General features: G+C 40.3%; 10 protein-coding genes and 3 pseudogenes. 7 read left to right on the forward strand and 6 right to left on the reverse strand.

Going from position 1 to position 13,877, the window contains the following annotated elements:
- Positions 1–15: 15 nt before the first annotated feature.
- From HW098_RS00060 to HW098_RS00090, 7 genes and pseudogenes are all read left to right on the forward strand, one after another.
- Positions 16–1,014: an Rpn family recombination-promoting nuclease/putative transposase gene (locus tag HW098_RS00060; RefSeq protein WP_176138892.1), complete on the forward strand. Its 999-nt coding sequence runs from the start codon at positions 16–18 to the stop codon at positions 1,012–1,014.
- 5 nt (positions 1,015–1,019) lie between these two features.
- Positions 1,020–1,478: pseudogene (locus tag HW098_RS10340) on the forward strand (hypothetical protein); the annotation flags it as partial.
- A gap of 208 nt (positions 1,479–1,686) precedes the next feature.
- Positions 1,687–2,562, forward strand: coding sequence for an Rpn family recombination-promoting nuclease/putative transposase (locus HW098_RS00070; RefSeq protein WP_176138894.1), 876 nt, complete (start codon positions 1,687–1,689; stop codon positions 2,560–2,562).
- Between the two features lie 208 nt (positions 2,563–2,770).
- Positions 2,771–3,733: an Rpn family recombination-promoting nuclease/putative transposase gene (locus tag HW098_RS00075; RefSeq protein WP_176138895.1), complete on the forward strand. Its 963-nt coding sequence runs from the start codon at positions 2,771–2,773 to the stop codon at positions 3,731–3,733.
- Positions 3,734–3,738: 5 nt separating this feature from the next.
- Positions 3,739–4,161, forward strand: a pseudogene (locus HW098_RS00080) (hypothetical protein); the annotation flags it as partial.
- Positions 4,162–4,485: 324 nt separating this feature from the next.
- Positions 4,486–6,204, forward strand: a pseudogene (locus HW098_RS00085) (phospho-sugar mutase).
- Between the two features lie 111 nt (positions 6,205–6,315).
- Positions 6,316–6,663: a PedC/BrcD family bacteriocin maturation disulfide isomerase gene (locus HW098_RS00090; protein ID WP_176138896.1), complete on the forward strand. Its 348-nt coding sequence runs from the start codon at positions 6,316–6,318 to the stop codon at positions 6,661–6,663.
- Positions 6,664–6,930: 267 nt separating this feature from the next.
- Here the strand turns inward: HW098_RS00090 and HW098_RS00095 are convergent, their stop codons facing one another.
- From HW098_RS00095 to HW098_RS00120, 6 genes are all read right to left on the reverse strand, one after another.
- On the reverse strand, positions 6,931–7,767 hold the full coding sequence (locus HW098_RS00095; protein ID WP_050220771.1) for an amino acid ABC transporter substrate-binding protein: 837 nt from the start codon (positions 7,765–7,767) through the stop codon (positions 6,931–6,933).
- Between the two features lie 12 nt (positions 7,768–7,779).
- Positions 7,780–8,409, reverse strand: coding sequence for an amino acid ABC transporter ATP-binding protein (locus HW098_RS00100; RefSeq protein WP_176138897.1), 630 nt, complete (start codon positions 8,407–8,409; stop codon positions 7,780–7,782).
- Positions 8,410–8,418: 9 nt separating this feature from the next.
- Complete coding sequence (locus HW098_RS00105; RefSeq protein WP_000120831.1) at positions 8,419–9,060, reverse strand: amino acid ABC transporter permease; 642 nt, start codon at positions 9,058–9,060, stop codon at positions 8,419–8,421.
- A gap of 145 nt (positions 9,061–9,205) precedes the next feature.
- Entirely contained in the window at positions 9,206–10,435 is a 1,230-nt protein-coding gene (locus tag HW098_RS00110) for a tetratricopeptide repeat protein (protein ID WP_176138898.1), read from the reverse strand.
- Positions 10,425–11,591, reverse strand: a complete 1,167-nt coding sequence (locus tag HW098_RS00115; RefSeq protein WP_176138899.1) for an AI-2E family transporter — start codon at positions 11,589–11,591, stop codon at positions 10,425–10,427. Before HW098_RS00115 ends, HW098_RS00110 begins: the two co-directional genes overlap by 11 nt.
- Positions 11,592–11,708: 117 nt before the next feature.
- Entirely contained in the window at positions 11,709–13,685 is a 1,977-nt protein-coding gene (locus tag HW098_RS00120) for a peptide ABC transporter substrate-binding protein (protein WP_176138900.1), read from the reverse strand.
- Positions 13,686–13,877: the final 192 nt, after the last annotated feature.

The following is a 13,877-nucleotide window of genomic DNA, read 5'->3' on the forward strand; positions in this document are numbered from 1 at the left end:
AGAAGGAGGAAAAGGATGATTCTAAGACATCCGGGCATTAGCCCAACTAATGACTTGGTTGCTAAGAAGATTTTTAGCAACCCAGAAATCACTTGTCAATTTATTCGCGATATGTTGGACTTGCCAGCAAAAAATGTGACCATTTTGGAGGGAAGCAACATTCACGTCTTGCCTTCCATGCCCTATTCGGCGCAGGATTTCTATACCAGTATAGATGTTTTAGCGGAGTTAGATAATGGGACACAAGTTATCATTGAGATTCAAGTCCATCATCAGAATTTTTTCATCAATCGCCTATGGGCTTACCTATGCAGTCAGGTCAATCAAAACCTAGAAAAAATCCGTCAACGAGAAGGTGATACTCATCAGAGCTATAAACACATCGCACCAGTATACGCTATCGCTATTGTGGATAGCAATTACTTCTCAGATGACCTGGCTTTTCATAGTTTTAGCATGCGAGAGGATACGACGGGAGAGGCTTTAACAATTACAAACAATGGACAGGAAAACCATCTGGTTAAGATGGCGTTCTTGGAATTAAAAAAATATAGAGAAACCAGCAAAGATAGTATTCGCAAACCATGGTTAGAGTTTTTCGGCAACAAACCCTTTACTCAAGAACCCGAGCGAGCCATCAGTCAAGCAGATCAACTGCTGGACTACAAGAGCTGGTCCGAGGAGGACAGGAAAATGTTTAGTCAACTACGTATGCGTGAAGAACAAGCATTGTTAGCACAGGACTATGCCTTGGAACAAGCTGAGGAAAGAGGATTAGAACGTGGTCTTGAACGTGGTATTGAACGTGGTCGCGCAGAGGGGATTGAACAAGGTTTAGAGCGTGGTCTTGAACGTGGTCGTGCAGAGGGTCGTGAACAAGGACGAGAAGAAGGATTAAAAGTAGGTTTAGTAAATCTAGTTCGTCAAGGTATTCTGACTTCCGAGGTTGCCAGCCAGCAGTTGGGAATGACTATCGCTGAGTTTGAGGCACTGCTGGAAGATTATCACCAATAACGGTTCAAGAAAACCATCTGGTCAAGATGGCGTTCTTAGAATTAAGAAAATACAGAGAAACCAGCAAGGACGAGGTTCGCAAGCCGTGGTTGGAGTTTTTTGGCAACAAGCCCTTTACCCAGCAACCCGAGCGAGCCATCAGCCAGGCAGATCAACTACTGGACTATAAGAGCTGGTCCGAGGAGGACAGGAAGATGTTTAGTCAACTACGTATGCGTGAAGAACAAGCCTTATTGGCCCAGGACTATGCCTTGGAACAAGCTGAAGAAAAGGGCTTGGAGCGTGGTCGTGCAGAGGGGATTGAACAAGGCATCGAAAAAGGTTTAGAACAAGGACTTGAACGTGGAAAACTTTTTGCCTTCCTAGATATGGTCCGCCAAGGTCTTCTGACTTCTGAGGTAGCCAGCCAGCAATTAGGCATGACTGTCGCTGAGTTTGAGGCGTTATTGGCAAGATATGAGTAAGAAATCTGTAAATATTACACTATACAAAAACAACTAAAAAGGATAGCTAAATTTCTTGATGTAAAGAGTTTAGCTATCTTTTTTATCTAAGATATTGTTATTTTCAGGAAAGTTTGAACTTTTCACTCTCTTTTCCGAATAAATAGATAGAAGCATAGAATCTAGCAAATTAGATTAAAAAATGTGCTATAATGAAAGGAGAAAGAATATGACCTTACGTCATCCGGGCATCAGCCCAACTAACGATTTGGTTGCTAAGAAAATTTTCAGCAATCCAGAAATCACTTGTCAATTTATTCGCGATATGTTGGATTTACCAGCAAAAAATGTGACGATTTTGGAGGGAAGTAACATTCATGTCTTGCCTTCCATGCCCTACTCGGCACAGGATTTCTATACCAGTATAGATGTTTTAGCGGAGTTGGACAACGGCACTCAAGTTATCATTGAGATTCAGGTTCATCATCAGAATTTTTTCATCAATCGTTTATGGGCTTATCTGTGCAGTCAGGTCAATCAAAACCTTGAAAAAATTCGCCAACGAGAAGGTGATACACACCAGAGCTATAAACACATCTCACCAGTATACGCTATCGCAATTGTGGACAGCAACTACTTCTCAGATGACTTGGCTTTCCACAGTTTTAGTATGCGAGAGGACACGACAGGTGAAGTCTTAACCATCACAAACAATGGTCAAGAAAACCATCTAGTCAAGATGGCATTCTTGGAATTAAAAAAATACAGAGAAACCAGCAAAGACAAGGTTCGCAAGCCCTGGTTGGAGTTTTTTGGGAACAAACCCTTTACCCAGCAACCCGAGCGAGCCATCAGCCAAGCAGACCAACTGCTGGACTACAAGAGCTGGTCCGAGGAGGACAGGAAAATGTTTAGTCAACTACGTATGCGTGAAGAACAAGCCTTGTTAGCACAGGACTATGCCTTGGAACAAGCTGAAGAAAAGGGACTGAAAAAAGGATTAGTAAATCTCGTTCGCCAGCATCTTTTAACCGCTGAGGTTGCAAGTCAGCAATTGGGAATGACTGTGGCTGAGTTTGAAGTGCTGTTGAAAGAACATAAGTGAGAAATCTGTAAGCGTTATGCAATCTTAAAACAACCTAAAAAAGATAGCTAAATTTCTTGATGTAAAGAGTTTGGCTATTTTTTTACTTAATGTATTGTTATTTTCAAGAAAGTTTGAACTTTTCACTTTCTTTTCCGAATAAATAGATAGAAGCATCAAATCTAGTAAATTAGATTAAAAAATGTGCTATAATGAGAGGAGAAGAAATATGACTGTACGTCATCCGGGCATCAGCCCAACCAATGATTTGGTTGCTAAGAAAATCTTTAGCAATCCAGAAATCACTTGTCAATTTATTCGCGATATGCTGGACTTGCCAGCAAAAAATGTGACGATTTTGGAGGGTAGCAATATTCACGTCTTGCCTTCCATGTCCTATTCAGCGCAGGATTTCTATACCAGTATTGATGTCTTAGCTGAGTTGGACAATGGAACCCAAGTTATCATTGAGATTCAGGTACATCATCAGAATTTTTTCATCAATCGCCTATGGGCTTACCTTTGCAGTCAGGTTAATCAAAATCTTGAAAAAATTCGTCAGCGTGAAGGTGACACTCACCAGAGCTATAAACACATCGCACCAGTATACGCTATCGCAATCGTGGACAGCAATTACTTTTCAGATGACCTAGCTTTTCATAGCTTTAGTATGCGAGAGGATACGACAGGTGAAGTTTTAACCATCACCAATAACGGACAAGAAAACCATTTGGTTAAGATGGCGTTCTTAGAACTAAAAAAATACAGAGAAACCAGCAAAGACGAGGTTCGCAAGCCATGGTTGGAGTTTTTCGGCAACAAGCCCTTTACCCAACACCCCGAGCGAGCCATCAGCCAAGCAGACCAACTGCTGGACTACAAGAGCTGGTCCGAGGAGGACAGGAAAATGTTTAGTCAACTACGTATGCGAGAAGAACAGGCATTGTTAGCTCAGGACTATGCCTTGGAACAAGCTGAAGAAAAGGGCTTAGAGCGGGGACTAGAGCGTGGGCGAGCTGAAGGTATTGAACAAGGCATCGAAAAAGGTTTAGAACAAGGACTTGAACGTGGAAAACTCTTTGCCTTCCTAGATATGGTCCGCCAAGGTCTTCTGACTTCTGAGGTAGCCAGTAAGCAATTAGGCATGACTGTCGCTGAGTTTGAAGAATTATTGAAAGACCATCATAAATAAGACCTAAAAAATACAGAGAAACCAGCAAAGACAAGGTTCGCAAACCGTGGTTGGAGTTTTTTGGTAACAAACCCTTTACTCAACAACCCGAGCGAGCCATCAGCCAAGCAGACCAACTGCTGGACTACAAGAGCTGGTCCGAGGAGGACAGGAAAATGTTTAGCCAACTACGTATGCGAGAAGAACAAGCCTTGTTAGCACAGGACTATGCTTTGGAACAAGCTGAGGAAAAAGGGTTGGAACGTGGTCGTGCAGAGGGGATTGAACAAGGTTTAGAGCGTGGACGAGCTGAAGGCATCGAACAGGGATTAAAAGTAGGTTTAGCAAATCTAGTACGTCAAGGTCTTCTAACACCTGAGGTTGCCAGCCATCAGCTGGGTATGTCAGTATCTGAGTTTGAAGCCTTGCTGGAAGATTATCACCAATAACGGTAAAGAAAACCATCTGGTCAAGATGGCATTCTTAGAACTAAACGTCTAGTCACAGATTACTCAAAACACTGTTTTGAGGTTGTATATAAAGAGGCTGGGTAAAAGTCTTCTCATAATAAAACGTTTGGTATCAATGTTTTATTATGAGAAGACTTACTTTTTTACTGAAATTGAATTTTTCCTAGCCTCAACATCATATAAACCCAAAATTCAATCTGACCTGGTTTGAAGATATTTTCGAAGCAGATAAGGTTTTACTAAAACTAAAAAAAATGATATAATCAAACTGATTAAATGTTTTAAAAATAAAGGAGAATTTGAATGTCTTACCAAGAAAATTACCAGAAATGGGTTGATTTTGCGGATCTTCCTGACTATCTTCGTCAAGATTTGGAAAATATGGATGAAAAAACGAAGGAAGATGCCTTCTATACAAATCTTGAATTTGGTACTGCAGGGATGCGTGGCTTGATTGGCGCTGGTACAAACCGCATCAACATCTATGTTGTTCGTCAAGCTACTGAGGGATTGGCTCGTTTGATTGAGTCAAAAGGTGGAAACGAGAAAGAACGCGGTGTAGCAATCGCCTACGATAGCCGTCACTTCTCACCTGAGTTTGCCTTTGAATCTGCGGCAGTTCTTGCTAAACACGGTATCAAATCTTACGTATTTGAAAGCCTTCGTCCAACTCCAGAACTATCATTTGCAGTTCGTCACCTCAACTGTTTCGCAGGTATCATGGTCACAGCCAGCCACAACCCTGCTCCATTTAACGGTTACAAGGTTTACGGTGAAGACGGTGGACAAATGCCTCCACACGACGCGGACGCTTTGACTACTTATATCCGCGCAATCGAAAACCCATTTGCGGTAGAAGTTGCTGATGTGGAAGCTGAAAAAGCTTCTGGCTTGATTGAAGTTATCGGCGAAGCTGTTGACGTAGAATACCTTAAAGAAGTTAAGGACGTTAACATCAACCCAGCCTTGATTGAAGAATTTGGTAAAGACATGAAGATTGTCTACACACCACTTCATGGTACTGGTGAAATGTTGGCTCGTCGTGCCCTTGCCCAAGCAGGATTTGACTCTGTTCAAGTCGTTGAAGCGCAAGCAACTGCTGATCCTGACTTCTCAACTGTAAAATCTCCAAACCCAGAAAGCCAAGCAGCCTTTGCACTTGCTGAAGAACTTGGTCGTCAAGTTGGTGCAGACGTTCTTGTCGCAACTGACCCTGATGCTGACCGTGTTGGTGTTGAAGTTCTTCAAAAAGATGGTAGCTACCTTAACCTATCAGGTAACCAAATCGGTGCTATCATGGCAAAATACATCTTGGAAGCCCACAAAAACGCTGGAACTCTTCCTGAAAATGCAGCCCTATGTAAATCTATCGTATCAACTGACTTGGTAACGAAGATTGCTGAAAGCTACGGCGCAACCATGTTCAACGTTCTGACTGGTTTCAAATTTATCGCTGAAAAAATCCAAGAATTCGAAGAAAAACACAATCACACATACATGATGGGATTTGAAGAAAGCTTCGGTTACTTGATTAAACCATTCGTACGTGATAAAGATGCTATCCAAGCCGTTCTTGTCGTTGCTGAACTTGCTGCCTACTACCGTTCACGTGGTTTGACACTTGCTGACGGTATCGAAGAAATCTACAAAGAGTACGGCTACTACGCAGAAAAGACAATCTCTGTTACCCTTTCAGGTGTCGATGGTGCTGAACAAATCAAAGCGATTATGGCTAAATTCCGTAACAATGCTCCAAAATAATGGAACGCAACAGCTATCACTGTCGTAGAAGACTTCAAAGCTCAAACAGCTACTGCTGCTGACGGTACTGTTACAAACTTGACAACTCCTCCAAGTGACGTGTTGAAATACACACTTGCTGACGGTTCATGGATTGCCGTTCGCCCTTCAGGTACAGAACCAAAAATCAAGTTCTACATTGCAGTTGTAGGTGAAACTAACGAAGAATCACAAGCTAAGATTGCTAATATCGAAGCAGAAATCAATGCTTTTGTAAAATAAGGCCCTATAAAAGATGAGACCAACCAATCTCATCTTTTTTTCGTATCAAATCTAAGCAATTTTAGAAACTTTATGGCATACTAGACTTATCAATGAAAGCGAGGTAATCTCATGGAACAATTTTTAGATAACATCAAAGACCTTGAAGTCACTACAGTAGCGCGTGCGCAAGAAGCTCTTGATAAAAAAGAAACTGCAACCTTCTTTATCGGTCGCAAAACTTGCCCTTACTGCCGTAAATTTGCAGGTACATTAGCAGGTGTCGTAGCTGAAACCAAAGCTCACATCTACTTCATCAATAGTGAAGAACCAAGCCAACTCAATGAGTTGCAAGCATTCCGCTCACGCTATGGAATCCCAACTGTACCAGGCTTTATTCACGTTGCAGATGGACAAATCAACGTCCGTTGCGACTCTTCAATGTCAGCACAAGAAATCAAGGACTTTGCTGGATTGTAAAAAATCAGCTAACAATCACAAAACGCATAATATAAGGTTCGAAAACCTTGATATTATGCGTTTTATTGTTCCTAAAACAGTTGCATCAGCATTTCATTACAGAACATTTTAATTTTGGAAGTCAAATCAATTTTTAACAATGGTTTAGAAATCACAGTGGGCTATTCCATATTCAATTATCCAGATTCAATCGCTATTATCGTTTTCCTAGATTACAAAAAAACTACGTTTTGCTAATCAAAACGCAGTCTCAGCCACTATTTTATCTTACTGTCCTTCTTTTACTTCTTTGGTTGCTACATCTTCTCCAAACCATTTTTGGCTGATTTCTTGGAACTTTCCGTCCTTGTAAAGACTAGAAAAAGCTTCATTTATCTTCTTAACCAGAGTTGTATCTTCCTTACGGGCTCCAACCGCAAAAGCTTCTGTTTCTAGTCCAACTGTAAAGACATTATAATCGTTTAAAACGCCTTCTGCTTCTAAATAATAGTTTGCATAGACACGGTCAATCAATAGACCGTCAATTCGATCATTTTTCAAATCAATCAAGGCTTCATTAAAGGTTTGGTATTGATTCGCTTCCTTATTAGCGACAATATCCTTTAAAATCGCTGGGTTTGCTTCAAAGTCCGCATAACCAGATGAACCAGCTTGAGCTCCTAATGTCTTTCCAGCCATATCCTTTGCAGTCGTGATACCAGATGATTTCTTGGTAACCAATACCTGCTCATTCTTCATATATGAGTTACTGAATGCTACCTTTTCACGGCGTTCATCTGTAGCGGAATAGCCATTCCAAATCAGATCAATCGTTCCTTTTGTCAATTCAGCTTCTTTCAAATCCCAATCAATCGGTTGCCAATTTACCGTAATTCCGTATTTTTCAAAAACAGCTGTAGCTAAATCAATATCAAATCCTGCATAAGAACCATCTTTCTGAGCAAATCCCATTGGAACAAAAGTGCTATCAAATCCAATAGTAATAGACTTGTTAGACTCGTACTTAGACCAATTATCTCCACTAGTTTCGCTAGAATTTTTCCCACAAGCTACTAAGAACAAAGCAGTCATCAGACTGACTAATACAAGCATCCATTTTTTCATCCATTTTTCCTCCTATTTAGGTTCTACTTTCAATAATACATCTGCGATATTTTCAGCGAACTGCAAATCATGGGTAACCACAATCTGGGTCATCCCAAGTTCCCTATTTTGCAAGATTAGTTTTTCCACTTCCAAGCGTAATTCTGGATCCAGGGCAGAAGTTGGTTCATCGTATCCTATGATTTCTGGGTCGATCATCATAGCACGCGCCAAGGCCACACGCTGCTTTTGCCCACCAGATAGTGAGAAAGGATAGGCATCTGCGTGTCCTGCTAGTCCTAATTGTTCCAAGAGACCACGCGCCTTCTTATCAGCCTCCTCCTGCTTCATTCCCATGGTCTTCACAGGCGATAAGGTCAAATTGTCCAGAACTGATAAATGAGGGAACAGTTGAAAATCTTGGAAGACAAATCCCAGTAGGTTTCGCTTCTGCAATTCATCCAGCTCTAAAGGTTGTCCATTATAAAAGATTTGCCCTGAATCAATGGTTTCAAGACCCGCAAGCATACGTAAAAGAGTTGTCTTACCGCCACCGGAAGGCCCAACGATAGCCAGGATTTGCTTTTCAGGAATACTTAGACTGAAATTAGACAGGATTTGTTTGTCTCCAAATTTCTTATTGATATTTCGTAATTCTAACATGGCAGCCTCCTATCTATAATAACTATACTTCTTCTCAACTTTTTTGGAAATAATTGTCACAATCCCAATCAAAATCAAGTAAATGGCTCCTGCCAAGAACATAGGAACCAGACTGGCGTCACGGTTGGCAGCTGTTCGACTAGCCAAGATAAGGTCTGAAATTCCGAGAGCATAGACCAAAGAAGTATCCTTGACCAAACTCATAACTTCATTAAAGACACTAGGAAGAACGATTTTAGTCACTTGGGGCAAGATAATATAGCGCACTGTGTCAAAAGGGCTAAACTTCAAGACCTTGGCAGCCTCATACTGTCCTCTTGGAATAGTGTCAATTCCCCCACGGAAAATTTCTGCAAAGTAAGCTGCATAGTTGAGAACAAAGGCAATAATAGCAGCAGGAAGGCGATCTAAGCGAATCCCAATACTTGGGAGCACATAATAAATAAAAATCAGTTGCAAGAGTAAGGGGGTTCCTCGCATAACCCAGATGTAAATGTTAATCAGATAATGGAGGGGCTTCCAATGGACTTGCAAGGCAAAGGCAATCAAAACGCCCAAAGGAATCGAAAATAGCAAGACCAGTGCAAAGACCTGTACAGTCGTGCTCGCACCATTCAGTAAACTCGGTAATATCTCAAATAAATAAGACATACTGCACCTCCTAAAAGTAATTGTTCCTATTATAGCATGAATAAACAAAATAACCAACCATTTTTGCAAAAAAATTCTATCATATACAAATAAAAACCGTAGCTATCAAAAGAGATAAACTACAGTTCTATATGTTTAAACATTCTTACAATCTCTCAAACAATTCTTGCATTTGCACATCATCTGGAACCAGTTTTAAGTAAGCTTGTGCATGGACTTTTGCTTCTTCAAAGTAGCCCAATTCACGCAAGAGATAGATATAGTGTTCCAGAAATTCTGGATTGTCCTTCAAATCTCCTGCCAACTCTTGGTAATGCTCATAGGCAGTATCCAAATCGTCCATTTCTTGATAGGAACGAGCAATCATCCACTTGGTCAAAAGATTTTCTGGCTCCTCACTTTGCAAGTCTAGAATATCCTCATAACGCTCCTGCTCCAGATAAATAGTTGCTAGACGGAGTAAGATTTCTTCCGTATCCTCAGCATCTTCTTTAGCAGTAAGGAGGTAGTTCTCTGCTCCACTAGCATCATGCAATTCATAAGAAAATTGTGAAGCTGCTAATAAGAGTCTTGTTTCAAAAGGATTTTTCTCCAAGCCTTGCTTAGCGATACGCAGAGCTTCTTGAACTTGATGTTCCTTATGTAAGGCCTGACTGTATCCATACTCATAGCCTTCAAAGTCAGGAGAAATGGTATCGATCTGCTTAAAATAGAGGACAGCTTTTTGGTATTCTTCTTGATCAAAGTAAAGACTGGCTAACTCAAAAGCTGTTAGGTCATCGTATTCTAACTCCAGAGCTTTTTCTAAAAACTCTGTGGCCGTTTCAAATTTCCCTAACTGGGCATAGGCAAAGCCAATTCGTTGATAGGTGGAAATCCCTGTTTGCTCATAAATCGAGCGATTATCTAACTGGGCATAGCCTTGAATAGCCTCTTGGTAATTTTCCAACTCACTATCCAATTCTGCCAATCCTAATATCAAGAGAGGATCCTCTGAATAACTCAAGGCCTCCAGCAATTTCTCACGCGCCACATCTGTCAAACCTTCCATCTGGTAAAGATCTGCCTTAAGAAGCAAAGACGAGACATACCAGTCACTGTCAGCTTGGATTTCCTCAAGATAAGCAAAGGCTTCTTCGATTTGACCATCCTCGCTAGCGATTGCTGCTAGATTAAGATGAAGCTCTGGGAAATCCTCTACGATTTTCAGGTAAATTTCCTTGGCCTGAGGATAAAAACCAATTCCTTCAAGATAAGTTGCCAACTCATACAGAAGGTCACTTGGATCATTTTCTAAAGCTTTGACGAAATAGTGCTCTGCCTTGGTTAAATCTTGCTCTTCCAAAGCCTGTAACATCTGTTGACTATTGTTCACTCTTGACTTCCTCGCCCTCTACTTCATATAGACCACTGACTACCTTATACCATTCGAAAATGGCTGAAATGACAACCTTAGCAGAGGCATAAACCGGAATACCAAGTAAAACTCCCCAGATACCAAACATAGATCCTGAAGTTAACAAAACAAAGAGAACATTAATAGGATGGATGTTTAATTGGCTTCCCAAAATCAATGGAGAGACAAAACGGCCTTCAATAGTTTGTTCTACGACAAAGACAATCACTACTTTCAACAACATAACTGGCCCAGCAATCAAGCCCAGAACTAAGGCAGGAAGCATGGCTAGAAAGCTACCAAGATAAGGAACCAGATTTAAAATACCAGCAGTAACACCAAGCGTAACCGCATAACGGAGACCAATGATCTTAAAGAAGATCATAAACATTACTGCTACAATAATAGCCACTGTCACTTGCCCTCGAACATAGTTGGACAACTGTTGATTCACATCTGATAAAACTTGTCCAACAGGTTCTTTCAATTTTGTCGGCATAAATTGGGTCAAATAGTTACGCAAGCCTTTCCCATCACGCAAGAGATAAAAGAGCATGAAAGGAACGATAATCAAGGCAACAATCACTTGAGAAGCTCCGCTAATAAAGGCACTCACCCAGTTGACTGCCTGAGATGAAACCTTACTTGCCCAAACTGTAGCCTGGCTAGAAAAATTGGTCAAAACTTGTTCTAACTGAGGTCTGAAATCATCTGGCAGGTGCTGGGCTACCAATCCATTAACAATCCTATCTATATCTTCTAAGTAAACAGGAACGTTTCTTGCAAAGGTCAAAACCTGGCGTTGCAGATTTGGAATGGCGACTGCCAAACCCCAAATGATAAAGAGAGCGATGATAACAAAGACAATAGTGATAGCTATAACACGATTAACCTTATGCTTCTCCATCCAATCAACAATAGGATTCAACAAATAATATAACAAGCCAGACAGAATGACTGGCAACATCACGACTGCCAAAAAGTCTAAAACAGGTGAAAATAAAAAACTAATCTTACTTAAAATAAAAAGATTGAGTCCCAATAATAAGGTTACCAAAAATACCGTAATGGCCTTGTTATCCAAAAACCACTTAAAAAACCAAGATAGGCTAAAATGTTTCTCTTTTTGTTCCATATATAATTCCTTTCTGTCGTCCTTTCATTATACCATTTTTAGACCAAAATAACTCTTTTTTAAAGTGCTTACATGGAGACAGCGATATAAAAAATCCCCTCAAAAGAGGAGATTTGATTAGTCTTGAATATGACGGTCTAAGTTCTTCTGATAATCAGCATTGGATTTGGCTTTTTCATCAGCAAATTTCTTGCGGAACTCATCCATTTCTTTAGAAGTGACAATCTTATCTTGGAGTTTAAGATATTTATAACTGTTGTCGCCTGTTTTGTCACCAACCCAACCATCAGCACCACTGCCTAATACTTTCTTCGTTACAAGCATTTGGGCACCGTCTGAGTGTACAGGAATAACCAGAGCACTATCTGTTAACCAAGCTTGAGCCTTAGCATATTTAGAATAACGTTTTTGCAGATCTATTTTTTCACCACTAGCATCAGTAATTAACTCTTTAAACTTATCTAAACCAACAGCTTTGATTGCCGGATTATCTGTACCTGGTGCTACACCAAGTGCTCCTAGAAGAGTTGGACCAGATGTTGGATCAAATACATCTAAATAGGTTGATGGATCTGCATAATCAGGACTCCAACCACTATTTACATTGATATCCCAATCAGTATTGTTAGTTGATGTTGCAAATACTGTCATATTTCCCAATTCATCATCAGAAACTTGTTGAATGTCAATCACTATATTTTCAGAGCCTAAGGCTTCCTCAATGGATTGTTTATAAGATTGGGCTTGACGAATAAAATCTGTCTGAGTAGAGGAAACTGGAAGGTCTAAATGAACGGGGAACTGTACTCCATCGGCTTGAAGTGTTTTCTTAGCAACTTCAAATTTAGCTTTAGCCTTGTCTACATTATGAAGTGAATCTTGTGCATCATCAAGACTCACGTCTTTCCAAGCGCTATCTAACTTATCCAGTTCTGACTTAGCTACTTGCCCAAATGACTGCTCTCCAACTTGGACAAATGTTGGAGGGGTAAAACTTGTACGTAATTTACGAGGTGCCACTTCGTCCCCAAATACTTGAGATACTGCAGCCGTACGATCTGCAGCGAAAGCCAAGGATTGACGGAAATCTTTATTCAACAAAGCCTTTTTAGTGGATGATTTTTCCGCATCACTTGTTTTAGCAGTATGGTTATAAGCTACACGATCGATATTAGTTGAGATATAGAAAGTTCCGCCTCTTTGTGGCCCATACACAATATTATCCTTGTATTTTTCTTTTAGACGTTCATAGTTGGCAGAATTTTTAAAGAGAGGCGCCGCTGGATAATGTCCTTCATCAAAGCCACGTCCAAGAGAATCGGCGTCTTGACCATCAAAGAAAGACAATTTAATATCATCAATAAAGACATTTTGCTTATCCCAATAGTTTTGATTTTTGGTCATCTCAATAGAAGATTTAGATGTCAATCCCTTGAGGAGATAGGCACCATTATAAAGAATGCTTGTTACATCAGTCGCCTTCCCAAAGTCATCTCCTTTAGAAGCCAAAAAGTCCTCGCTAATTGGGGCAAGAACGCCCATTGTTGTCTTGGAATTCCAGAAAGATTCTGGATGGTTCAAAGTGTAAACAACCGTATAATCATCTGTCGCTTTTACACCAACAGTAGAGAAATCTGTTGTTTTCCCATTGACATAATCGTCCAAACCTTGAACTGAGTCTTGAACCAGATAAAGAGCCTGTGATTTCTTATCAGCTGCGTGCTTCAGACCAGTTACAAAGTCCTGAGCTTTGACTTCACCATATTCTTCGCCCTCATTAGTATACCATTTGACACCCTGGCGAATTTTATAGGTATAGGTCAAACCATCTTTTGAAACAGTCCAATCTTCTGCAACTGATGGAATCAGATTCCCATATTGGTCATTTTCAAGTAGACCATCAATAACATTACCTGTAATTTGTTTAGTGCTGACATTCCCAGAAACTGTATAATCCAGAGTCGTAGGATCTGTAGAGAAGACATAGGTATAGGTAACAGGTTTAGTAGCATCTTTACCACCTGTTGAACACGCTGCTAGCATAGCCGCCGAGAGTATAGCTACACCAGCTGCTAGAAAAACTCGTTTTTTCATAGTAAGGACTCCTTTAAACATTTTATGAGTTCATTATAGCACTTTTAAGAAGAAAAGTAAGGAAAACAATCTCTATATTATTATATTTTTCAAAAAACCAATCAATTATTTTTTAAAGTGCTTACATCTAATTGGATGTCTTTAATTGGCTTGTTTTTGTGATATAATAGTCTTATCTTTATATAGAGGTAA

The organism is Streptococcus sp. 1453, from assembly GCF_013276955.1.
In the GTDB taxonomy this organism is placed as follows: Bacteria; Bacillota; Bacilli; order Lactobacillales; family Streptococcaceae; genus Streptococcus.

What these genes read in the sequence shown, in the direction of transcription:
- HW098_RS00095 (WP_050220771.1), bottom strand. Translation starts at nt 7,767, where the DNA reads ATGAAAAAATGGATGCTTGTATTAGTCAGTCTGATGACTGCTTTGTTC.
- HW098_RS00105 (WP_000120831.1), bottom strand. Translation starts at nt 9,060, where the DNA reads ATGTCTTATTTATTTGAGATATTACCGAGTTTACTGAATGGTGCGAGC.
- HW098_RS00115 (WP_176138899.1), bottom strand. Translation starts at nt 11,591, where the DNA reads ATGGAACAAAAAGAGAAACATTTTAGCCTATCTTGGTTTTTTAAGTGG.
- HW098_RS00070 (WP_176138894.1), top strand. Translation starts at nt 1,687, where the DNA reads ATGACCTTACGTCATCCGGGCATCAGCCCAACTAACGATTTGGTTGCT.
- HW098_RS00060 (WP_176138892.1), top strand. Translation starts at nt 16, where the DNA reads ATGATTCTAAGACATCCGGGCATTAGCCCAACTAATGACTTGGTTGCT.
- HW098_RS00100 (WP_176138897.1), bottom strand. Translation starts at nt 8,409, where the DNA reads ATGTTAGAATTACGAAATATCAATAAGAAATTTGGAGACAAACAAATC.
- HW098_RS00075 (WP_176138895.1), top strand. Translation starts at nt 2,771, where the DNA reads ATGACTGTACGTCATCCGGGCATCAGCCCAACCAATGATTTGGTTGCT.
- HW098_RS00120 (WP_176138900.1), bottom strand. Translation starts at nt 13,685, where the DNA reads ATGAAAAAACGAGTTTTTCTAGCAGCTGGTGTAGCTATACTCTCGGCG.
- HW098_RS00090 (WP_176138896.1), top strand. Translation starts at nt 6,316, where the DNA reads ATGGAACAATTTTTAGATAACATCAAAGACCTTGAAGTCACTACAGTA.